Source organism: Pseudomonas synxantha, assembly GCF_900105675.1.
GTDB lineage: Bacteria > Pseudomonadota > Gammaproteobacteria > Pseudomonadales > Pseudomonadaceae > Aquipseudomonas > Aquipseudomonas synxantha.
This window is the reverse complement of sequence record NZ_LT629786.1, coordinates 1252720-1273015: the sequence shown is the minus strand read 5'-3', so window position 1 is coordinate 1273015 and position 20296 is coordinate 1252720. Positions and strand designations below refer to the sequence as shown.

The following is a 20296-nucleotide window of genomic DNA, read 5'->3' as shown; positions in this document are numbered from 1 at the left end:
TCCACTTTTTCATTCATCAGGAACCACTGCCATGTCCCTTACTCCCCTCAAACACAACATCCAGCTATCGGAACTCGATGCCTGGGGCACCGTGGCCGACCTCGGCTCGCAGATCCTTGAAGGCGAGGTGCGCGCCTTCGGCAAGATGACCTTCGGCGCCCCCACCGATGCGGTCAGCAGCGCCTACTTCGGCACCACCCAGGGCAAGTTCCGCATGGTCTACCCCTTCGCCGAACAAGCCACCGTGGTCACCGGCGAAGTGGTGCTCACCGATGAGTCCACCGGCCAGTCGACCCGCTACAGGGCTGGCGACAGCTGGTTCGTGACCAAGGGCACACCGGTGCTATGGGATGTGGTCAGCGAGAGTTTCGTCAAACACTACTTCGCCGTTGTTTAAGGAGCCTTGTCATGAGCACTTCTTCTGACTGGATCACCGTAGGCGCCCTGGCGGACGGTTTTGCACCCGAGGCATTCATCCTGCCGAACCTTGCCGACCTGGCCGGGCAGACCTTCACTTTGCACTTCGCCAATGGCTGGCAGATCGAACACCGTTTCGAGCAAGAGCGCCTGGCTTGGCACGCCGCCGACGGCCACTCCAGCGGCAGCGCCGCCTACCGCGCCAGCTCGATTCGCCCGGGCCTGTACCTGGTGGACTTCATCAAGCATGAGGCCGGGCAAAGCTGGTCGATCAGCCTGGTGCTGGACACGCCAACGGCCTCCTTTACCGCGGTGATTGGCCGTATGCCGGAGCCGGCAGAGACCCACGAAGGTCTTTACCACCGCGCCCTGGCTGGCAAACCGCTGACCTCGGTGCACGCCGAGTTCCTCCACGGCAGCCTCGACCGGCCGTGGCAGGAAGGCCATTGCCTGCACGCCCCCACCGAGGAACTGGTGGGCCTGCGCAATCACTACCGCTACAGCCCCAGCGAGGTCTACGAGCACATCTACCTCAACCCGCAGTTCTACGCCTGGCAATGCCTTGAGGGGGTGGAGAAAGGCTTGTGCGACACCGACCGCTGCCATTACTACAAGATCGCCGAGCAGCTGTACCTGTTCGTCTGGCAGGAGAAGATCGTGCCCACCCTCGGCCTGGTGTTGATCGACCTGCAACAGCACCGCAGCGACGGCAAGATCTTCGGCTATGCGGGGGCGTCCTTCGATGCGCTGTCGAACTTCCCCATCAGCTCCTATTGCCAGGTGCTCAACCACACGGAATATCCCCGTGACTGAGGCGCGCACGGTGGTGATCACCGGGGCCGGCACCGGCATCGGTGCCGCCTGTGCCCAGCTGTACGCCGAGGAAGGCGCACGGCTGGTGCTGATCGGCCGGCGCCGTGAGCCGCTGGAGCAGGTGGCGCAGGCAACCGGCGGCCTGGTCCTGGTGGGCGATGCGGCCTGCCCTGACAACTGGGACGGCTTTATCCGGCAGATCCACACGCACTACGGACGCATTGATGTGCTGCTGGCCTGTGCTGGCGGCCATGGCCTGGGCAGCGCCACCCAGACCAGCCCGGCTACCTGGGAAACGGCGCTGCGCAGCAACCTGGACAGCGCGTTCTACAGTGCCCGCGCCTGCCTGCCGCTGTTGCGGGAAAGCGCCGGCAGTATCGTGCTGATCGGCTCCATCGCCTCCCTCGCAGCAGGGCCAGAAGTGTGCGGCTACACCACGGCCAAACATGCGTTGCTCGGGCTCAATCGCTCGTTGGCACGGGACTATGGGCCCCACGGCGTGCGCGTCAACGCGGTGTGCCCAGGCTGGGTGCACACGCCGATGGCCGATGCAGAGATGCAGCCGTTGATGGACGCCTACGGCGACACCTTGCAGCAAGCGTACGAGCGTGTGTGTGCCGATGTACCCCTGCGCCGCGCCGCCCGTGCCGATGAGATCGCCAAGGTGTGCCGCTTCCTGGCCAGCGACGACGCTTCGATCATTACCGGGGCGACCTTGGTGGCGGACGGTGGGTCCAGCATCGTCGACGTGCCGACGCTGGCGTTTACGCGCCTGGAGCCTGCCCATGCCCAATGACCTGGATTTCAGCGGCCAGGTGGTGCTGGTCACCGGCGGTGCCCAAGGGATTGGCCTGGGCATCGTCCAAGCCTTTGCCCAACGTGGTGCGCGGGTGGTAATTGCCGATCGCCTGCTTGAACAAGCTGAAAGGGTGGCCGCTGGGTTGTGCGCGCAGGGCTATCAGGTCGAGGCCGTGGGCGTTGACCTGGCGCAAGCCGAGGCGGTAGTCGCCTGCGTTCAAGAGTTGGCGCAACTGGATATTCTGGTGCACAACGCTGGCTATTTCCCGCTGACCGCGTTCGCTGACATCACCCCGCAGATCCTGCAACGCACCTTGGCGGTGAACCTCTCGGCGCTGTTCTGGCTGACCCAGGCGGCGCTGCCGATGTTTCGCGAGCAAGGCCGGGGTTGCGTGCTGGTGACGTCTTCGGTCACCGGCAATCGGGTGGGTTATCCGGGGCTGAGCCACTATGCAGCGTCCAAGGCCGGGGTGAACGGGTTTATCCGTAATGCGGCGCTGGAACTGGCGCCGTTGAATGTGCGGGTCAATGGCGTGGAGCCGGGCATGATCGCCACGCCGGCGATGGGTAACCTGGGTGATGCCGCCTTGAATGACAGCATCGCCAGCCGTGTGCCGTTGGGGCGTTTGGGTACGGCGGCGGATATTGCCGGCGCGATGGTGTTTCTGGCTTCTGATTTGGCTGGCTATATCACCGGGCAGACCCTGGTGGTAGATGGTGGCTCCACCCTGCCCGAAATCTGACACTCAACTCGGTCCAATGTGGGAGGGGGCTTGCTCCCGATGGCAATGGGTCAGTCACATATGCATCGACTGACACACCCTCATCGGGAGCAAGCCCCCTCCCACATTGGATCTCCTTTGATTTGAAGACAGTGGCCTTTAAGCCCCCACCGCCTGCAACCGGCTGGTGCGAAAATCCTTGGGCGACACCTCGAACTGTTTCTTGAATGATCGGCTGAAGTGCGCCGAGTCGGTAAACCCCCATTTGTAGGCAATCGAGGTGATCGATTCACTGCGCAGGAACGGGTTGGTCAAGTCGTCCGCACTGCGCTTGAGCCGCGCCCGCTGGATGTAGCGGCAGACGCTGTCGTCCTGTTCCTCGAACAAGCGGTACAGGTGTCGCACCGAGATATTCAGGCGGTTAGCCAGGCCAATCGGGCTCAGGCCAGGTTGGCCCAGTGACTCGTCGATGACTTTTTGCACATAGCTGCGCAGGTTATTGCCCTGCAACGAGGCTACACCTTCGTGGCAGTCATCGCCCTGCTCCAGCGCCGAACCCAACAGTGAGACGAAGGCCGCTTGCAGTGCTTCCACTTCCGTGGCGTTGTCTTCGGTATCGTCCTTGCACAATTGATCCATCAGCACATGCAACATGCGCCCACAGGCCTTGGTCGATGAAATCTTGCCAAAGGCCCGCCCCTGGCCGCGCAGGTGCTTGCACACCTCAGTGCGCGAGAGGGACAACGAGGCGTGTTCGATCAAGCCGAAGGGCGTGATTTCGATGGAGCCTACCGAGTCCATCAGCAGCATCTCGCCAGGGGCCAGTTGCACGGTCTGGTCGTTCTGGGTGATCTGCGCATAGCCGCTGCGCTGGCTGACCAGGAAACATTCCTGGTCGTTGTCGTGGTCGGCATGGTGCGTGAGGCGCTTGATCAGCCCGGCATTGGTGCGCAGGATGGCCAGGCCACGGGGCAGGTTGTGAATCTCGCCGATAAACAGCGAACGGTTGAAGGCCAGTTCGGTGTCGAAGTGGCCGCACGCGGCGCGCAGTTCGCGGTTCCAGCTGTCGAGCCCGTCGGGTGCATGCTGTGGGATGCTCATGGGGTGTCTCCGCAGTGGCGTTCTTTTTGTTGTTCTGGTGCAATAGTTAACATGTTATCTATATGCGCGCAACAACAACTCGTTTGGCCTTTGCAGAAGCACTAATGATGCCAATCAGAGATTCGACAGTACCCGCTTCATGCCCGCCAACGCCGCCAGTAAATAGTTGCGTTGCTCCGGGCTTACAGCGATATAACGCCGAAACGCCGGCATGCGGTTGACCACTTCGCTGCCGCCCATATGCTCCAGGCGCACGCACCATTGCCGGTCCTTGAGGTCGATACGCAGACGCTTGAAATCCAGGGGCATCAGCGCTTCGAATAACCCTTTGTCCGCCAGCAAACGCGCCTGCAGCTCAGGCCCCAGGGCCTGGTTGCCAGAACGTTGCCGCACGCGGATGCCGTTGCGCCGAATAGCCCCGCCATGGTGCACCTCGAAGCTGCCCGCCCCTGGGGTAGGCGTGGGTACGTGCAACACGAACTCCGTCATGACCAGATGCATCAACAACTGCGATTCGGTGCGCTCGACCAGCTCAAATACCGCCCCACCCACGTCGAGTTTCGCCAGGCCAAGATCACGCCGCAAGCGCGCCAGGGTCACCCCGGGTCGATAGCCGCTCGGTGCGCGATCAGCGCTGAACAGTTCAAACAGCCTTTGCCGCAAAGTCGCTATAAGGCTCATGGGCATGTCCCGGTTCATGACTGAATTCCTTGGCCAACACCTCCTCGACGCAGGCGGGCTTGAAGGGGTTGACCTTCTGTACCACCAGGGTCCAGAACAACGCGTAGGCCGCCGTTACGCCAAGCATCACTCCGAACGGCACATAGATATCCGCCGGGTTCATGCCGGGTGGGGTGATAAACCACATGCCCAGCAGGATGCCGATGCTCGACACGACCTGCGGCAGCGGGAACCACGGCGAACGGTACGCCCGGGGCAAATCCGGACGGCGAATGCGCAGGATCACTACCGACAACGTCACCAGCAGGTAGGCAAAACTCCACGCGCACACCGCCGCCAGCACCAGGTGCATGATGTTGTCGGTGTTGCCGCCCAGGTACAGCGCATGCAGGCACGGGATCAACATCGCTACGAGGATGCACAGCAGCGGTGTCTTGAAGCGCGGGTGCAGGTAGGTGAACACCTTCGGTAACGCGCCATCCACCGCCATGCCATAGAGGATGCGCGGTACGCCAGCCATCAGGGTATTAATGGTTGCAGCGCCGGCAAACAGGAAGCCAATGCCCAGCCACAACGGGCCGATCTGCCCCATCACCTGTTCAGCGAACCGTGGGATAGCCATGGGTGTGTCCAACAGGTGCACGCCGGAGGCGGCGTCGAGCACCACGTTTTCCACCTGGCGCTTCATCGCGGCGCCATAGATAAACATGCACGTCGCCACGCCCATCAGCCCGAGCATCATCGCCCGTGGCATCACCTTGGCCGATTGGCGCAGGTCCGGCGCCAGCGGGGTGACGAACTCGCAGCCGACGAACATGAACATCGCCATGCCCACCAGCGACAACACGGTGACCAGATCAGTGCCCACCAGCGATTCCCCGAACCAGCCGTCCAGTTGCACCGCTGGCGCGGCGATCAAGCCCAGCACGCCGAACACCATCAGGGTGGTCCACATGCCGAACGTAAGGATGATCTCTGCGCGGCCAAAGGCGCTGACCCCGAAGGCGTTCAGCACCCCGAACACGATCACGAAACCCACACCCAGCAGCCACGAGCCGCCGGCCGATTCTGCCAGGGTATTGAGGTGTTCGAAGTTCACCAGCGCCATGACCCCGGCGAGGATGGTTTCGGCGGTGCCGGCGAACACATGCACGATCAGATACGCCGACAGCGTGCCGGTGATCGCGAAGAACCGGCCCATGCCGCAATTGATGTAGTCGTACACCGAACCGGTGGTGGGCAGCATCGAGGCGGCCTCGGCAAAGGTGGTCGCCTGGGCCAGCATCATCACCACGGCGATCAGCATTGCCAGGGCAAACGCACTGCCGCCGATGCCGAAGCCCATGGTGGCGGTAAGAATCACCGGGCTGGCCATGATCAGGCCAATGGTGCTGGCCAACGCGGTGGGGAAACCTACCGTGCCTCGGTTGAGGTGCGCGGTGAGTCGGTCGTTGATCGACATGGTGGGGTCCTCGAAAGCGGTTTTTTTAGTGTGTCGGCACTCTGCGCCCCACCCGCGTTGATCGTCTTGCCGCTGTCTGCCGCTGGTTTTGTAGCTGCCTGCCACGGCGTAGCACCTGGCGGCCAGGGTCAATTCCCTGGCACGCATGGCAAAGACTTGGCTTGACGCCCCTCGCCCTAATGCGCCCTCACTCTTAACCAAGATGGGGACAATAACAATGGAGCACACACTGAAAAACCGCCGTCTACGCCAAGCGGTCGTCATAGGCGTCGCGCTGTTGGCCGGGCAAGCTCATGCCGTCGAGTTGTACGCCGATGCCGACACCCAGGTCACGGGAAACTTCCTCGCTGTGTATGGGATGTTCAACAGTCCGAAAAATTACGACGGCCGCCGCGGCGGCTCCACCTGGCGCGAGGCGTTTATCAAGTACGGCCTGAGCGTCGAGCAAAACCTGGGTAGCCTGGGCGGCGTGTATGGCACGGCTAACCTGGTGAGTTCCGGTACCTGGGGGGATGGCGATGCGTCCGGGGTCACCAATGGCACCGAGCGCACCACCAAGTTTGACGAAGCCTTCGCCGGCTGGCGCTCCGGCGAGCTGTTCCCGGCATTGGGCAAAGACGGTGTAGACCTGTCGTTCGGCCGCCAGATCATCATGCTGGGCGACGGTTTTATCATCAACGACGACGGCCCCAACCTCGGCAATGGCGTGGGCGATGGGGAGTTCAATCGCGGCGGCGCCTACTACATCGCTGCGCGCCATGCCTTCGACAAGACCGCGGTCGTTCGCCTGGGCGGCAAGGATGGCGTGCATGGCAGCCTGATGTGGATCAAGTCCGACAACCGCGCCCAAGCCAGGACCGAAATGGCTGCGGGCACCCTGGAATACAGCGCCGCCCCGGGCACCCTGGGGCTCACCTATATACACGGGATCGACGTGGATGAGCGTTTCGCTACCGACCTGCAACGCCAGCGCAAAGGCATGAACCTCTACAGCCTGCGCGGTGCCGGTAGTGCCGGCATCGACAACGCGCACTTCGCCTTCGAACTGGCCCGCCAGGACCGCCGCGACAGCCAGCAGAGCGCCGGCTACGCCGAAGCCGGCTACACCTTCGCCGACCTGCCCTGGTCACCGGACCTGACCTACCGCTACGCCCGTTATTCAAAAAACTGGGACGGCATGTTCTCAGGCTTCAACCGCGGCTATGGCACCTGGGTACAGGGCGAAGTGGCGGGCAACTATTCCGGCCCCTACAACAGCAACACAGCGGTGCAACACGTGGCGCTCAAGGTCAAGCCGCTGGAGAACCTCACCCTCGGCGCGCTGTTCTTCGACTACAACACCGTCAGCACCCGCGGCCAGTTGAACCTGGATGGCCGCGAACTGGACCTGTACGCCGAATGGGCCGTCAATGAACACCTGATCATCACGCCGCTGCTGGGGCTGTACAAACCCGACAAAGATGCCGACACCGGCGGCAACCAGGTCGGCGGCAACGCTACCAATGTCTACAGTCAGCTGGTGGTGGCCGTACCGTTCTGACCCCCCTCGGGCGCGCACGGAGGCAGCGCCCGCACCTCGGCATAGGCGCCTTGATGATAGAGCAGCGGCGCACGGCCAAAGTCGTCGAAGGCCACCACCTTGCCGATCATGATCCAGTGGTCGCCGCCATCGATCTGCTGGTATTTCTCGCAGTGAAAGCGCGCCGAGCAATCGGCGAACACCGGCGAGCCGCCCTCCCCCGGCTCGTATTCGATCAGGGCGAAGCGGTCTTCACGGGGGCGCGCAAAGTTGTTGGACAGGTGCACCTGGTCGGCCGCCAACACATTCACGGCAAAGTGGCTGGCCTCCTCGAACACCTCATGGCTATTGGAGCGTTTGTCGATGCTCCACAGCACCAGCGGCGGGTCGAGGGACACCGAGTTGAAACTGTTGGCGGTCACGCCCACCTTGCGCCCGGAAGCGGTGGCGGCGGTGACCACGGTCACGCCGGTGGCGAAGTTGCCCAGGGCGCGGCGAAAGGCACGCGGGTCAAAAATGTCAGACATGCAAGACTCCCGGGTGGCGTCTATTGGCCGCCCTGATGGTTATGGAGGAATACGCGACTACACCATGCTCGGGTCGGGCTCCAGGCCCATCAGCTCACGGCCGAGGATCTGCGCGCAGACGTCGTAGTCGGTGTAGGCATGGGCGCCGGTCATATGGGAATCGCGGAACAGGCGCTGCATCTCGTTATGTTCGAACCAGGCGTTGCCACCCGCGGCGGCAAACAGGCGATCCACCGCTTCGATGCACATTTTGGTGGCATAGGCCTGGTTGGTGCGCCAGAACGCCAGGGTCTGGCGCGTCGGGTAACGCTGGGCGGCGCTGTGTTCAGCGTGTTCCTGCCAGGTCTTCTCCAGGAACGCCCGGGCGGCGGCCACCTGATGGGTGGACTCGGCCAGGCGCATCAACGCCGGGGTGGCGGCGCCCACAGCGGCACCGGTGTAGGCGCGCACCCGGGTCTTGGTTTTTTCGCGGAACACCTCGAGCATGCGCTCGGCCACACCGAGGCTGACGGTGGAAAAGCCACTGGCAAAATACGGTCGATAAGGCGCATAGAAAATCTGGCTGTCCGGGTAGAGGCCAAAGCCTGCGGACTTGCCCTCCATCATGTCCTTGGCCTTCTGGATACGGTGCTCGGGCACCCAGGCGTTGTCGATGACCAGGGTTTTGGTGCCGCTGCCTTTCATGCCGGCAGCGAACCAGTCGTCGCGAATCTGATAGTCACTGCGCGGCAGCACGGCAAAGCAGTAATCCTGGGTGCCTTCGGCATTCTGGCGGCGGCAGCCGACAATTGCCCACTCACCATGGTCGCAGCCGCTGCTCCAGCCCATCTCGCCGCTGAAGTACACGCCGCCTTCGCCCTCGGTGACCCGACCAAACGGCGCAATACTGCTGCTGGCCGTGGCATCCGGGTTGGCGCCCCAGATTTCCTCCTGCAACCGAGCCGAGAACAGCGCCAATTGATGGCTGTGGGTGCACAACAAACTCATGGCCCAGGCGGTGCTGGCACAACTGCCGGCAAGCAAGGCGATACAGTCGGCGAATTCGGGCAATGACAGCTCGAGGCCGCCGTACGCCTTGGGCTGAAAGGCGCGGTGCAGGCCGATGCTTTTGAGCAAGGCGATATTCTCATCCGGCACTTGGCGCAGCTGTTCGGCGCGGCTGGCATTGGCGGCGATGGCCGGCAGGATGGGCTTGAGGTCTTCGAGGAGCGGGTTTGGCTTTTTCATGGACGGCCCTGCTTATTATTGGAAGTCCGGCAGGCGCTCCGGATCGCGGAGCGGCGCGGGATGCAGGGCCAGTATCGAACGGCTCACGCAGGCGGAGAATGCACATTCGGCAGGCAAACTTGTACTTTTCACAGGTGCGGCAGGCACAGGCATAAAACCTGGCAGGCACAGTCAAGCCGCTTATCGGTGCGTTGGTTACCCTCGGGTTTTCTTTATGAACTGCCAGGAACCTGCCATGAGCGATATCCCGCTGCTGCCCCAAGTCGAAGCCTTTCTGCGTCGCCGCCATGGGGTGTTTATCGACGGTGTCAGCGTACGCAGCCACGCCACTGAAAGCCTGAGCGTGACCAACCCTGCCAACGGCCAGGTCATCGCCGAAGTGGCCGACGCTGACCTGGCGGACATCGACGCCGCGGTCGCGTCCGCCAACCGTGGTTTCCAACTGTGGTCCCAGGCCGCCCCCGCCACCCGTGGCAACGTGCTGCTGAAACTGGCCGATCTGCTGGAACAGCACCGTGAAGAACTGGCGCAGATCGAAACCTGCCAGTCGGGCAAGATCATCCAGATTTCCCGCGCTTTCGAGGTCGAGCAGGCCGCGCACTTCCTGCGCTACTACGCTGGCTGGGCCACCAAGCTCAGCGGCCAGACGCTGACTCCATCGCTGCCGTCATTCAATGGCGAGCGCTACACCGCCTTCACCCTGCGCGAACCGGTGGGCGTGGTGGTTGGCATCGTGCCGTGGAATTTCTCGACCATGATCGCCATCTGGAAACTCGCTTCGGCACTGGTGACCGGCTGCAGCATCATCATCAAGCCCAGCGAATTCACGCCGCTGACCCTGCTGCGCATCGCTGAACTGGCCATCGACGCGGGGTTACCGGCGGGGGTGCTCAATGTGTTGACCGGCAGCGGCCATGTCGGCAAGGGGCTGGTGGAACACCCCGGCACGCACAAGGTTTCATTCACCGGCTCAGTGCCCACCGGCATCGCCGTCGGCCGCAGCGCCATGGGTGCCGGGCTGACCCGTGCGACCCTGGAACTGGGCGGCAAGAATGCTGCGGGCTTCCTGCGTGACATGGACGTGGACAAAGCAGTGGACGGCATCATCGAAGCAGGCTTTTTGCACTCGGGGCAAATCTGCGCGGCGGCCGAACGCTTCTTCGTGCACCGCTCGCAAATCGACGCCGTGCTGGAAAAACTCGCGGCGCGCCTGAGCCGCCTGAACATTGGCTCGCCCCTGGACGAACACACCGAATTCGGCCCGGTCACGCACCAGCAGCACCAGCAGAAACTGCTCGGCTACTTCAACCAGGCCCGCACCGAAAACAACACGATCATCCACGGCGGCCACCTTATCGACCGGCCTGGTTGCTACGTCGAACCCACGGTGATCCTCGCCAACCACCTGCACGACACCCTGCTCAACGAAGAAACCTTCGGCCCCATCGCCACCTTCCTGCCCTACGACGACGAAGACGAGCTGCTGGCGCTGATGAACCACGGGCCCTACGGGTTGAGCGCCAGCCTGTGGACCAACGATTTGGGCAAGGCCCTGCGCATGATTCCGGCCATCAAGGCTGGCACCTTGTGGGTAAACATGCACACCTTGCTCGACCCGGCAGTGCCGTTTGGCGGCAGCCGGTCTTCGGGGGTTGGGCGGGAGTTTGGCAGTGCGTTCATTGAGGATTACACCGAGCTTAAGTCGGTGATGGTTCGGTATTGAGGACTGAGTGCCGGCGACCGGAATCAGGGCTCAGGTTTGGCTGGTGGGCCACGAAACAGATTCCTGGAAATGATGTCGGCCTTCAGCATCTTGAGTTGCAGATGACGGTTTACTGCGCCAACGACTTCCATATAACGGGTGACGTGGCGCTTCCACGTATCGACCAGCAGGAAGGGCACCAAGCCAATCGCAACAAACGGCAAAATAACCACACCGAACAGGATTTTCAGAAGCTCCCAGCACCCCTGCAGCAAATCCACAGGACCCAAGGTTTTTTCATAATGCAACTTCTTAGTCAGCACGTCGGAAATCAGGTTCGTGCCGATGGCGGCGGTTACAAACGGGAAAACAAACAGGAACAGGTTGGAACGGTGTTTGACCTGGTCAAACAGATCACCGCTGATTTTGCCTTGTTCGTGTAGTGACTGAGCCAGCCCATTGAATGCGTCGATAGAGACCACGGCACACGCGGCAATCGAAATCAGCGCAACGCCGGTCGCCACGACAACTTGCGGCGTGGTGTCTTTGTCAAGAATGAAACCAATCACCGCCATCACCAACACAAAAGCCATCACCAAAAAGCCCAGTTGCACATCCAAGCCAAACAACAACGCGTAATTCATCCGTGAATTCCTCTATTAAGACTAATTAAAATACCCAACTGTCACTGATAAGGAATCAAGCGATCGTGGTCCAGATCCCGCATCAAGTCGCTCAACATTTCGCTTTCACTGCGGGGCTCGGTCATAGGGATATACCAGGTCGTGGCCGTCCAGCCACCGCGTTTGTAGGCATAGGTTTTGAGCAGGTGCCCGTCTTTGTACAGCGAGCCGTGCAACTGGCGCTCATAGGTGTAGGGCACCGGCACGGTCAGCAGCGTCAGCGCGCCGAGTATCGCCGGGAGCGCACCGGCACCTTTACCGCCGCGTTGATCGACCAACAAGCTGTAGCCGGTCTTGCTGAAGCCGCCATCCATAAAACTGAAGGCACCTGTGTCACGCAACAGCTGGATGACCTCGCGCTGCGTCTGCTGTTCAAACCTCGACGTGGGCGACGGCATTGTGACGCTCATCGGCACATAGGCACGCTCTGCCTTGTAGTCCAACGGTTTGAGGGCGGTACCGCAACCGCCAAGCAACAGCACGGCAGCCAGTAGCGTAGTCCTGATCATTGTGCGTGCTCCTCGGGCAGCAAGCCGTCGCGCTGTACATCCTCGGCAAAAGCACGTGCAACACGATGACCGTTCTGTAACTCCATCCCGCCAGGGCCATCCAGCAACCAGGAGTATTTGTGGGTGACGTTGCGGTAGCTGTACTGCTTGAGCTGCTTTCCATTGTGCTGCAGGGAAAACTCGGTGGTGGTGTCGACGGTCACTGAAAGGGGCATTAGAAACAGGGTTGCCGCACTCAGCAATACCAAGGGGAAAGGCGGCATATCACGCTGGATGTTGTAGCGCACCCACACCGAATAATCCCCCGGGTTGCCCCTGCCGGTTTCGACACTGCGAAACACCCCGGTCTCGCGCAACTGATTACGGATGAGTGCGGCATTGAGCGGATCATCGATCATGACGTGGATCGGCTTGAGGTATTCCTTGCCATCCGGCAATGCACGCTCAGGCAGCGTATGGGTGGTTGCACACCCGGTCAGCAGCGCCAGGGCGCCGAGGGTCATAAAGCGGTTCATGGACGTGTCTCGTGAAGGGTGTTCTGGCCCGCGCCGGCTGGCAGAGGCACGATGATGTAAGGGGCGGCGCTGCGATAATCCAGGGGCAGCAAATCCAGGGTCGGCAGGCCCGGAACATAGTGGCGCGCAAGCGGCTCGTCACGACCTTGCTGGTCACGCCAGTGGAAGCCACACAGGGAAGCGCCAAGGCATAACGAGCGAAATTCTCCGAGGTAATAGGCGTTGCCGGCCTTCAGACGCAGTGGCAGGTTGAACTTCTCTCGCGCCTGCACCGAGGTGTAGGTGGTCCCCAGAGTCGGTGAGTAACTGCTGGAGAAAAACTGAAAATCATAAAACTCATAATCCCCAGGCTTGAGCGCCAGCACAAATACACTGGCGGCACCGGCCGCATCTTTCACATCCTGAGGGGTTTGGCGCCCCGCACCGACCCATATCGCCGCGGCACCAAACTCCGAACCACGCTTGCGAAACAGCAGACGCTGATTAGGCGCGGGGGACGCACTGAGGCTCTGCGGGCCGATCGACCCGACAACATAAGCGACTGGCTCCAGAGGGCCAGGTTGCAACGGCTGGCTGACCAGCGATGCCGGCTGAGTACCGCAACCCGTCAGGGCCGCCGTGATCAAGAACAAGGCCAAAGGCCGGGAGAAGCAAGACATATCGAATCCTGAACGCTGGCAAAAAGTACACTGCAGTCGCCAGGACAAATATGGGATGAGCCTTCCTGGCGCTGCGCCTCGCGTCACTGCGAGGGGGGGCGAATGGTACGGCGGGAATCGGGGTTTGACTACAAATGATGCTCAAAGCAGCGCAGATCAAATGTGGGAAGGGGCTTGCTCCCGATGAGGTAGTGTCAATCAATACATCTGTGACTGACCCACCGCCATCGGGGGCAAGCCCCCTCCCACAGTTGGATCGCAGTCCCCCGCGCCTGCGCCTCCATCTCGATCAACCTTGCGGCAACGACCACCCGCTGACGTTGATCCAAGGAGTGAGTTCATCAGACCGCTCTTACACAAACTTCGGGTTGCGTCCGATGAACCTCGCCGCTAACCTTCGCGGGTCGCTGCAAAATCAGCGAACGGGTGTGGAAGCCCGAACTCTCCAGGCGTATAAGCGCCCATAGCCTTAGCGGGCGCTTTTTTCATGCTCGCTATAAAGTGTTATGGCGGCTGTGCGCGGGGCACTTTCGAGTGCGCCGGGGTCCTGGAGTCCGGTCTTCCACACCTGCGTACAGTCGCCACCCCATCATGTGGAAGTGATTGTGGCGGCTCCTCTAACTCCAGGAGCAACCGTATGAAAAAAGTCACACCCAATCCCCCGCCATCCCCCTCGGATGACAACCCTCAGCTCCCCTCAGATGTCATCTTCACCGTCCGCCCCGGACTCAGCACTGAAGCGGCCTTGTGCAATGCCAGCGAAATGCTGGAGTCAGCGACTGTCTGTGCCTATGACTGTGCCGAACAGCTTGACGGCCAGAGCCGCAAGCATGTGCTGGCGGTGGTGCAGATGATCGAGATTGCGCAGTTACTGGTCGATGAAGCGCTGAACCGGGAATGCCCGGTGGCCTGATTAACAAGCGCAAACTCAACAGGCAATGACGTTCCTATGTGGGAGGGGGCTTGCCCCCGATGAGGTAGTGTCAATCAATACATCTGTGACTGACCCACCGCCATCGGGGGGCAAGTCGAATCGTCGCACCGCCCATCCCACATTTTGATCGGATTGCATCAGTGAGATAGCTGTCGTTTTCAGCCCCAGCGCCTGCGCCTCCATCTCGATCAACCTTGCGGCAACGACCACCCGCTGACGTTGATCCAAGGAGTGAGTTCATCAGACGGCTCTTACACAAACTTCGGGTTGCGTCCGATGAGCCTCGCCGCTAACCTTCGCGGGTCGCTGCAAAATCAGCGAATGGGCGTGGTAGCCCAGTTCTTTCATAGACCCCAAAACGCTCAAGGGCGTTTTTTTGTGCGGGCTGCTTTGTGGCGGCTGTGCATGGGAGGCTTCGGCCTGCCGGGTTTCTATGACCGGTCTACCACCCCGTGTACAGTCGCCTCCTTACTTCGTGTGGTAGCGAAATGGATGTGCTCATTCATAGGAGCTTCGCCATGAAGAAAGTCACACCCAATCCCCCGTCATCCCCCTCGGATGACAACCCTCAACTGCCCCCCGACGTCATCTTCACCGTCCGCCCCGGACTGAACCGAGAATGCCCGGTGGCCTGATGAACAAACGCAAATTCAACAGGCAATGATGTTCCTATGTGGGAGGGGGCTTGCTCCCGATTGCGGTGGGTCAGTCACAGATGTATTGGCTGACACTACCTCATCGGGGGCAAGCCCCCTCCCACATTTTGATCTCACTGCATCAGTGAGATAGCAATGCCTGGGAGCGGGTGCCCGGCTACCAGGTGCCCATCGCCAGGCTGTGCGGTGAGAACTGCGCGAACTGCCAGCGCAATGCCAAGGCTGCAGGACGGCGGACCACATGCTCCACCGTCACTGTCCACAAGCGTTGCGCGCCTTCAAACTCGGCCACTTGCGGCCCGCCAAGAATCAACGATGTACGCCCCGCCACTTGCAGCACGTCGCCGGTTTCAAAATCGACAAACAGCAGCCCCGCTACCGGGTTGGCTTGCAGATTACCGAGGGTGTTGAAGAACAGGTTGCCGGCAAAATCAGGGATGGTCAGCACGTTGCCTTCTACCCGCACAAACCCCGTGTTGCCGCCGCGATGGGAAACGTCCACCGAGCGTTCGCCGTGCTGGTCCACGTAGCTGGCGACGAAGAAGGTGTCGGCGTTGCTGATCAGCGTTTGGGCGGCAGCGTCCAGGCTGGTGCTGCGCTCGGCTGTATCGCCAGGTTTGCGCGCAACCCCAGCGACGGGCCGCAGTTGGATGTACTTGGGGCAGTTGCCGAAAGTGTGCACCACATCAACCGCAAAGCCGTCATGATCCAGCGCTCCGATCCGACCGTTCATGCGGTTGCGACGCCGGGTGCCGAGGTCGATGCCCAGCAGGCCAACGGACGCGCCACGAGTGATGCCAGCCGAGGCCGGGTCGCTTCTGGCGGGCAGGCTGTCGATTTGCAGCGCCTGTGGATCCGGTGAATGGGCAAACCCTGGCGCGCCCTCCAGCATGGTCGCCCAGGGGATACCCTGTTCGTCCACCACACCCAGAATGAGGTAAGGCAACAACGGATAAAAATCACGATGCTGCTCGGGCAAATGATCACGAATGACCTTCGGCCCGATCATGGCCATGCGTTCGGCAACGCCGGCGCTTTCCTGCAGTTGCCGTTCGCCGGTATGCCAAGGGGATTGTTCGATCGAGTTCATGGCGATCACCTCTGGTTGGATAACCGAATGCTGCGCCTGCCCAGCCATGCAGAGAATGCCCACCCCAGGCAATCCACTATTACGCCAACTGAAATGCCGGATGTTCGCGCAACGCGGTGACGCAGTAGTCGACAAAACTGCGCACGCGCATCGGCGCATGACGGCCTTCGCGGTAGATCACATGCACTGGCAGCGGCGGCAGTTCAAAGGCCGGCAAGACACGGCGCAGTCGGCCACTCATCAAGTGATCGTGAACCGGATAGCTCAGGCAACGAATCACCCCCGCGCCCTGCACCGCCGCATTGATCGCGCCTTGCACCGTGGCGCAACTGAGGCGTGCGCGGGCCTTGAGGGCGTAGTGGGGAAAACCCCAATGCACCGCTTCGGCGCTGGCAATCAGGTGATGTTGCTTGAGGTCAGCCGGATGCCGGGGCTCGCCCCTGGCCGCCAAATACGTGGGGCTCGCGCAAAGCAGGGTGCGCACTTGCCCGACCTGTCGTGCAATCAGCGATGAGTTGGGCAGCTCACCCACCCACACCGCCACGTCAAACCCCTCTTCGTGCAGGTTGGGGTAATAATCGTGGTAGTTAGCGATGACACGCACCGCCGGGTAGCGGTCCATATAGCCAGCCAGCAGTGGCGCCATCACATAGCGGCTGAACAGCAACGGCAGGCATATCCGCAGGTTGCCCTGGGCGTGCACATGGGCGCCGTTGGCCGAGGCTTCGGCCGCATCCACCGCTGCCAGCAGGCGTACACAGTCGGCAAGATAAGCCTGGCCTGCATCGGTGAGGTTGACCCCGCGTGTGCTGCGCTGCAGTAACACCACCCGCAGGCGTGTCTCCAGGCGCGCAACCGCACGTACCAGGGTCGGGCCGGAAACCCGGGCATGGCGTGCTGCCGACGCCAGGCTGGGTTGCCCGGCCAGCGCCGCAAACAACTGCATATCGCGAAAGCGCTCCATCAGGCGCGCCGCTTCGTCGCTGGATTGAGGGCCGCGTCCTGTCCGAGGCGCTGGCTTAAGAAATCCACAAAGGTATGGACCTTGGCCGGTATGCGACCGTTTTGCTGGAACACCACGTGGATCGGCAGCGGCGCCGGTTCGAAAGCCTCCAGCACCAGCTCCAGCTCACCCGCCGCCACCGCTGCCGCGACTTGATACGACAGCACCCGCGTCATGCCCCAGCCCAGGCGCGCCAGATTGATTGCGGCATTGTTCGCCGTAACGCTCAGACGCGGCTCAATGGCTATCTTCAGCGGCTGGCCGGCGTCGACGAACGTCCATTCACTGACCAGTTGGCTGGACGATGAGGTGACGATCTTGGCTTCTCGCAATTGCTCAGGCCGCTGCGGGCGCCCACGTTGGTCCAGATAAGCCGGCGATGCGCACACCACCCGGCGCACTTCGCCGACCTTGATCGCCTGCTGTCCGGGTTCTTGCAGATGGCCGATACGCACCGCTACATCAACGCCTTCGTCGGTCATGTTGACCACACGGTCGACCAGCAAGGCACTGATGTTCACCAGGGGGAACTGGTCCAGGTACTCCCCCAGCACAGGCGCCACATACAGCTCGCCAAACAGTACCGGTGCGGTCACTGTCAGGTGGCCGCCGGGGATGGAGTAACTGCCCGCTGCCGCTTCCTCGGCCTCTTCCAGTTCGGCGAGGATGCGCCGGCAATCTTCCAGGTAACGCTGGCCGGCATCGGTCAGGTGCAGGCTGCGCGTGGTGCGCGCCAGCAGTTGCGTACCGATGCGCTGTTCCATAGCGGCAATGGCGCGGGTCACGCTGGGTGGCGAGGTCTTCAGGCGGCGTGCAGCAGCCGCAAAACCCTCCTCCTCGGCCACCGCCAGGAATACCTGCATCTCATGAAATCGGTCCATCGGCATCCCTTGATCGTTACTGTGATTGCAGCCCCACCGCCGTGCGCGGCATAGCGACAAACCCTGGCAAGGCTTCGATGCTGGCAAGCCAGGCACGCACCTCAGGGTAGTCGGACAGCGACACGTTGCCTTCCGGCGCATGGGCCACGTAGGTGTAGAACGCGATATCGGCAATGCTTGGCTGATCACCAGCCAGAAAACGGCTCTCGCCCAGTTGCTGCTCCATCACGTTCAGCAGGGCATAGGCTCGGTTGATTGCGCTGACAGTGTCCACCTCGGCGCCAAACACTGTGGCCAAGCGCGCCGTGGCGGGCCCCGCATGGAGTTGACCGGCGGCGGCCGAGAGCCAGCGTTGGACCCGCGCTTGGCCGATGGGCTCGCTCGGCAACCACTGCCCTTTGCCATAGGTACTGGCAAGGTAGACCAGAATCGCATTGGAGTCGGCCAAGACAGTACCGCCGTCATCGATCACCGGTACCTGGCCGAAGCGGTTGAGATTAGCAATGAATTCGGGCGTTTTATGCGCACCTTGCTTGAGGTCCACCAGGATAAATTCATTGGGCAAGCCCAGCAGGGACAACATCAGCTCGACCCGATGGGAGTGGCCGGACAATGGAAAACCATAAAGTTTGATCGCAGGCTGGGTCATGAAAGGCTCCAAAAGAATGGGTATCGACGCCAGGCATATTCCACTGCCGCCTCAGTCGGCGGAATGACCAGGATTTACAATCCAGCATTTCATTGGACGAAACAATCACCTGTTGGAAGTTCTCGGCGCCGGCGTCGCAATTTCATGAAAAAAATTCAAACTATCGTCCTCCCCATCGTTCACACCTTCACGTGCAACGTTAAGTAGGAGGCGACATGCAATACCGACAACTGGGTCATTCCGGCCTGCTGGTATCGGAAATCATCCTGGGCACCGTGCCCTTTGGCGGTCGTGCGGAGTTCGAAAAATGCGGCGCGGTGGACGTGCCCCTGGCCAAGCGTATGTTCGACATCGCGTTCGATGCCGGGGTGAATATGGTCGATACCGCTGACCTCTACTCCCACGGCCTGGCCGAAGAGGTGGTCGGCAAGGCCCTGGGTGACAAGCGCAACGATATCCTGCTGGCTACCAAGGGCCGCAGCCCGGTGGACAGCAACCCGAACAATTCCGGCTCATCGCGCTATCACCTGATCCGCGCCTGCGAAGCGAGTTTGAAGCGTTTGGGTACCGACCATATCGACCTTTACCAACTGCATAACTGGGACGGCATGACGCCGATCGAAGAGACTCTCGAAGCCCTGCGCCTGTTGGTCGGTTCGGGCAAGATCCGCTACTTCGGCACCAGCAACTTCACGGCCTGGCAGATGATGAAAACCCTGGGCAAGGCCGAGCTGCACGGCATGCTCAAACCCATCACCCAGCAGATCTACTACACCCCGGAATCCCGTGAAGCCGAGTACGAATTGCTGCCGCTGGCCTTGGACCAGCACGTCGGTACTTTGGTATGGGGCCCGATGGGAGAAGGCCTGCTGACCGGCACGACCCGCCGCGGGCACAAGCCGCCACCCAATACCCGCCAGGGCAGCGGCTGGCCGGAACCCTATGTGCATGACCAGGAGCGCGCCCTGGACATTATCGAGACCCTCGCCGCCGTCGGCGATGAGCATGGCGTCTCGGTCGCCCGTACCTGCCTGGCCTGGCTCAAGGATCGCCCGGGGATCACCTCGCTGATCGTCGGAGCGCGTACCGAAGAGCACCTGCGCGACAACCTCGCCGCCACTGAGCTGAAGCTGACCGAAGCACAATCGTCACGCATCGAGGCGGTCACCCGTCGCCAGCCGCTGTACCCCTATTGGCACCGCTTTACGGCCGGGATTGATCGTTTTGATCCTGCGGAACAGCCGTTTCTGGCCGAGCATCAAAAGACCATGGATGCGCGCAAAGACAAATAACAGTGCGGTTCAAAGGTGGGAACACATCCTTCCCACCTTTGAATCAAGTGCCCCCGGCAAAGGAGTCTGGCTTTGATCGCGCAAATCATGATCGCCGCCCTCGGCGTCGTCGCTATCTGGTTCAGCCAGAGCAAACGCTTGAAAGTGCGCCGCTACGCTTGCCTGTTTGGCATGGCCGGCCAGCCGTTCTGGTTCTGGTCGTCGATCAACGCCGAGCAATGGGGCATCGTCTTGCTCAGCTGTTTTTATACAGTGGCCTGGGCCAAGGGCATCAAGACCCATTGGATCGATCGCAAGGGTGATGGGCAAGGTTGATTTGCATTCGTGCGTCGCGCTGCCTATATTTGCGGCCTGGCGCTCTCCACGCCACCTTCCGCGGAAAGGGCTGCGCCCAGGACATCACAGCTCTACCTCATTTCTACGACTCCCAACCTTAAAGCGGAAAAGGTTCGAACA

Annotated in this window: 21 protein-coding genes and 1 pseudogene; 9 read left to right on the top strand and 13 right to left on the bottom strand. The window is 61.4% G+C overall.

Annotated elements, in window-relative coordinates; all coding sequences use genetic code 11:
* Positions 1-31 precede the first annotated feature (31 nt).
* The 4 genes from BLU48_RS06105 to BLU48_RS06090 are packed head-to-tail and all read left to right on the top strand — an operon-like array spanning position 32 to position 2771.
* On the top strand, positions 32-397 hold the full coding sequence (locus BLU48_RS06105; RefSeq protein ID WP_057024941.1) for a cupin domain-containing protein: 366 nt from the start codon (positions 32-34) through the stop codon (positions 395-397).
* Between the two features lie 11 nt (positions 398-408).
* The gene (locus BLU48_RS06100; RefSeq protein ID WP_057024942.1) at positions 409-1230 is read left to right on the top strand and encodes a molybdenum cofactor biosynthesis F family protein; all 822 of its coding nucleotides are present in this window, start codon (positions 409-411) and stop codon (positions 1228-1230) included.
* Positions 1223-2026 carry an SDR family NAD(P)-dependent oxidoreductase gene (locus tag BLU48_RS06095; RefSeq protein WP_057024943.1) on the top strand — a complete coding sequence of 268 codons (804 nt, stop codon included), beginning with the start codon at positions 1223-1225 and terminating at the stop codon, positions 2024-2026. The genes BLU48_RS06100 and BLU48_RS06095 overlap by 8 nt, the downstream gene beginning before the upstream one ends.
* The gene (locus BLU48_RS06090; protein WP_057024944.1) at positions 2016-2771 is read left to right on the top strand and encodes an SDR family oxidoreductase; all 756 of its coding nucleotides are present in this window, start codon (positions 2016-2018) and stop codon (positions 2769-2771) included. Before BLU48_RS06095 ends, BLU48_RS06090 begins: the two co-directional genes overlap by 11 nt.
* Positions 2772-2909: 138 nt before the next feature.
* Here the strand turns inward: BLU48_RS06090 and feaR are convergent, their stop codons facing one another.
* The 3 genes from feaR to BLU48_RS06075 all read right to left on the bottom strand — a co-directional run bounded on the left by feaR (position 2910) and on the right by BLU48_RS06075 (position 5994).
* The gene (gene feaR / locus BLU48_RS06085) at positions 2910-3851 is read right to left on the bottom strand and encodes a transcriptional regulator FeaR (protein ID WP_057024945.1); all 942 of its coding nucleotides are present in this window, start codon (positions 3849-3851) and stop codon (positions 2910-2912) included.
* Between the two features lie 114 nt (positions 3852-3965).
* On the bottom strand, positions 3966-4532 hold the full coding sequence (locus BLU48_RS06080) for a DUF3156 family protein (protein ID WP_057024946.1): 567 nt from the start codon (positions 4530-4532) through the stop codon (positions 3966-3968).
* Positions 4495-5994 (bottom strand): APC family permease, encoded by a 1500-nt coding sequence (locus tag BLU48_RS06075; protein ID WP_057024947.1) that lies wholly within the window; start codon positions 5992-5994, stop codon positions 4495-4497. Before BLU48_RS06075 ends, BLU48_RS06080 begins: the two co-directional genes overlap by 38 nt.
* A gap of 217 nt (positions 5995-6211) precedes the next feature.
* Between BLU48_RS06075 and BLU48_RS06070 the strand changes: the two genes are divergently transcribed.
* The gene (locus BLU48_RS06070) at positions 6212-7534 is read left to right on the top strand and encodes an alginate export family protein (RefSeq protein ID WP_057024948.1); all 1323 of its coding nucleotides are present in this window, start codon (positions 6212-6214) and stop codon (positions 7532-7534) included.
* A gap of 32 nt (positions 7535-7566) precedes the next feature.
* Here the strand turns inward: BLU48_RS06070 and BLU48_RS06065 are convergent.
* A pseudogene (locus BLU48_RS06065) lies at positions 7567-8040 on the bottom strand (flavin reductase family protein); the annotation flags it as partial.
* 57 nt (positions 8041-8097) lie between these two features.
* Positions 8098-9267 (bottom strand): p-hydroxyphenylacetate 3-hydroxylase oxygenase component, encoded by a 1170-nt coding sequence (locus BLU48_RS06060; RefSeq protein ID WP_057024950.1) that lies wholly within the window; start codon positions 9265-9267, stop codon positions 8098-8100.
* Between the two features lie 235 nt (positions 9268-9502).
* Between BLU48_RS06060 and BLU48_RS06050 the strand changes: the two genes are divergently transcribed.
* Positions 9503-10990, top strand: coding sequence for an aldehyde dehydrogenase family protein (locus tag BLU48_RS06050; RefSeq protein WP_057024951.1), 1488 nt, complete (start codon positions 9503-9505; stop codon positions 10988-10990).
* Between the two features lie 23 nt (positions 10991-11013).
* Here BLU48_RS06050 and BLU48_RS06045 read toward each other — a convergent pair whose 3' ends face one another.
* From BLU48_RS06045 to BLU48_RS32200, 4 genes are read right to left on the bottom strand one after another with little or no spacing between them, the layout of a single operon-like run.
* The gene (locus BLU48_RS06045; protein WP_057024952.1) at positions 11014-11613 is read right to left on the bottom strand and encodes a hypothetical protein; all 600 of its coding nucleotides are present in this window, start codon (positions 11611-11613) and stop codon (positions 11014-11016) included.
* 41 nt (positions 11614-11654) lie between these two features.
* The gene (locus BLU48_RS06040) at positions 11655-12161 is read right to left on the bottom strand and encodes a hypothetical protein (RefSeq protein WP_043049353.1); all 507 of its coding nucleotides are present in this window, start codon (positions 12159-12161) and stop codon (positions 11655-11657) included.
* Positions 12158-12676 (bottom strand): hypothetical protein, encoded by a 519-nt coding sequence (locus tag BLU48_RS06035; protein WP_057024953.1) that lies wholly within the window; start codon positions 12674-12676, stop codon positions 12158-12160. The genes BLU48_RS06040 and BLU48_RS06035 overlap by 4 nt, the downstream gene beginning before the upstream one ends.
* Positions 12673-13335, bottom strand: coding sequence for a hypothetical protein (locus tag BLU48_RS32200; protein ID WP_057024954.1), 663 nt, complete (start codon positions 13333-13335; stop codon positions 12673-12675). The genes BLU48_RS06035 and BLU48_RS32200 overlap by 4 nt, the downstream gene beginning before the upstream one ends.
* A gap of 637 nt (positions 13336-13972) precedes the next feature.
* Here BLU48_RS32200 and BLU48_RS06025 point away from each other — a divergent pair.
* Positions 13973-14248 carry a DUF6124 family protein gene (locus BLU48_RS06025; protein ID WP_057024955.1) on the top strand — a complete coding sequence of 92 codons (276 nt, stop codon included), beginning with the start codon at positions 13973-13975 and terminating at the stop codon, positions 14246-14248.
* Between the two features lie 834 nt (positions 14249-15082).
* On the opposite strand, the gene BLU48_RS06015 is transcribed toward BLU48_RS06025, so the two are convergent.
* The 4 genes from BLU48_RS06015 to BLU48_RS06000 form a co-directional block, all read right to left on the bottom strand.
* Positions 15083-16015 carry a pyridoxamine 5'-phosphate oxidase family protein gene (locus BLU48_RS06015; RefSeq protein ID WP_057024999.1) on the bottom strand — a complete coding sequence of 311 codons (933 nt, stop codon included), beginning with the start codon at positions 16013-16015 and terminating at the stop codon, positions 15083-15085.
* A 79-nt stretch (positions 16016-16094) separates the two neighbouring features.
* Positions 16095-16979 carry a LysR family transcriptional regulator gene (locus BLU48_RS06010; RefSeq protein ID WP_057024956.1) on the bottom strand — a complete coding sequence of 295 codons (885 nt, stop codon included), beginning with the start codon at positions 16977-16979 and terminating at the stop codon, positions 16095-16097.
* A complete protein-coding gene (locus BLU48_RS06005; RefSeq protein ID WP_057025000.1) occupies positions 16979-17899 on the bottom strand; it encodes a LysR family transcriptional regulator in 921 nt (306 codons plus the stop codon). The genes BLU48_RS06010 and BLU48_RS06005 overlap by 1 nt, the downstream gene beginning before the upstream one ends.
* A 16-nt stretch (positions 17900-17915) precedes the next feature.
* Complete coding sequence (locus tag BLU48_RS06000) at positions 17916-18548, bottom strand: glutathione S-transferase family protein (protein WP_057024957.1); 633 nt, start codon at positions 18546-18548, stop codon at positions 17916-17918.
* 215 nt (positions 18549-18763) lie between these two features.
* On the opposite strand from BLU48_RS06000, the gene BLU48_RS05995 reads away from it, so the two are divergent.
* A complete protein-coding gene (locus BLU48_RS05995) occupies positions 18764-19840 on the top strand; it encodes an aldo/keto reductase (RefSeq protein WP_057024958.1) in 1077 nt (358 codons plus the stop codon).
* Positions 19841-19912: 72 nt separating this feature from the next.
* Positions 19913-20155 carry a hypothetical protein gene (locus BLU48_RS05990; RefSeq protein ID WP_052501140.1) on the top strand — a complete coding sequence of 81 codons (243 nt, stop codon included), beginning with the start codon at positions 19913-19915 and terminating at the stop codon, positions 20153-20155.
* Positions 20156-20296 lie beyond the last annotated feature (141 nt).

Bases quoted from the DNA above. Each gene is read 5' to 3' on its own strand.
- BLU48_RS06060 (WP_057024950.1), bottom strand. From the start codon at position 9,267: ATGAAAAAGCCAAACCCGCTCCTCGAAGACCTCAAGCCCATCCTGCCG.
- BLU48_RS06005 (WP_057025000.1), bottom strand. From the start codon at position 17,899: ATGGACCGATTTCATGAGATGCAGGTATTCCTGGCGGTGGCCGAGGAG.
- BLU48_RS06035 (WP_057024953.1), bottom strand. From the start codon at position 12,676: ATGAACCGCTTTATGACCCTCGGCGCCCTGGCGCTGCTGACCGGGTGT.
- BLU48_RS06000 (WP_057024957.1), bottom strand. From the start codon at position 18,548: ATGACCCAGCCTGCGATCAAACTTTATGGTTTTCCATTGTCCGGCCAC.
- BLU48_RS06105 (WP_057024941.1), top strand. From the start codon at position 32: ATGTCCCTTACTCCCCTCAAACACAACATCCAGCTATCGGAACTCGAT.
- BLU48_RS32200 (WP_057024954.1), bottom strand. From the start codon at position 13,335: ATGTCTTGCTTCTCCCGGCCTTTGGCCTTGTTCTTGATCACGGCGGCC.
- BLU48_RS06090 (WP_057024944.1), top strand. From the start codon at position 2,016: ATGCCCAATGACCTGGATTTCAGCGGCCAGGTGGTGCTGGTCACCGGC.
- BLU48_RS06010 (WP_057024956.1), bottom strand. From the start codon at position 16,979: ATGGAGCGCTTTCGCGATATGCAGTTGTTTGCGGCGCTGGCCGGGCAA.
- BLU48_RS06050 (WP_057024951.1), top strand. From the start codon at position 9,503: ATGAGCGATATCCCGCTGCTGCCCCAAGTCGAAGCCTTTCTGCGTCGC.
- BLU48_RS05995 (WP_057024958.1), top strand. From the start codon at position 18,764: ATGCAATACCGACAACTGGGTCATTCCGGCCTGCTGGTATCGGAAATC.
- feaR (WP_057024945.1), bottom strand. From the start codon at position 3,851: ATGAGCATCCCACAGCATGCACCCGACGGGCTCGACAGCTGGAACCGC.
- BLU48_RS06015 (WP_057024999.1), bottom strand. From the start codon at position 16,015: ATGAACTCGATCGAACAATCCCCTTGGCATACCGGCGAACGGCAACTG.
- BLU48_RS06080 (WP_057024946.1), bottom strand. From the start codon at position 4,532: ATGAGCCTTATAGCGACTTTGCGGCAAAGGCTGTTTGAACTGTTCAGC.
- BLU48_RS06075 (WP_057024947.1), bottom strand. From the start codon at position 5,994: ATGTCGATCAACGACCGACTCACCGCGCACCTCAACCGAGGCACGGTA.
- BLU48_RS06100 (WP_057024942.1), top strand. From the start codon at position 409: ATGAGCACTTCTTCTGACTGGATCACCGTAGGCGCCCTGGCGGACGGT.
- BLU48_RS06040 (WP_043049353.1), bottom strand. From the start codon at position 12,161: ATGATCAGGACTACGCTACTGGCTGCCGTGCTGTTGCTTGGCGGTTGC.
- BLU48_RS06045 (WP_057024952.1), bottom strand. From the start codon at position 11,613: ATGAATTACGCGTTGTTGTTTGGCTTGGATGTGCAACTGGGCTTTTTG.
- BLU48_RS06070 (WP_057024948.1), top strand. From the start codon at position 6,212: ATGGAGCACACACTGAAAAACCGCCGTCTACGCCAAGCGGTCGTCATA.
- BLU48_RS06025 (WP_057024955.1), top strand. From the start codon at position 13,973: ATGAAAAAAGTCACACCCAATCCCCCGCCATCCCCCTCGGATGACAAC.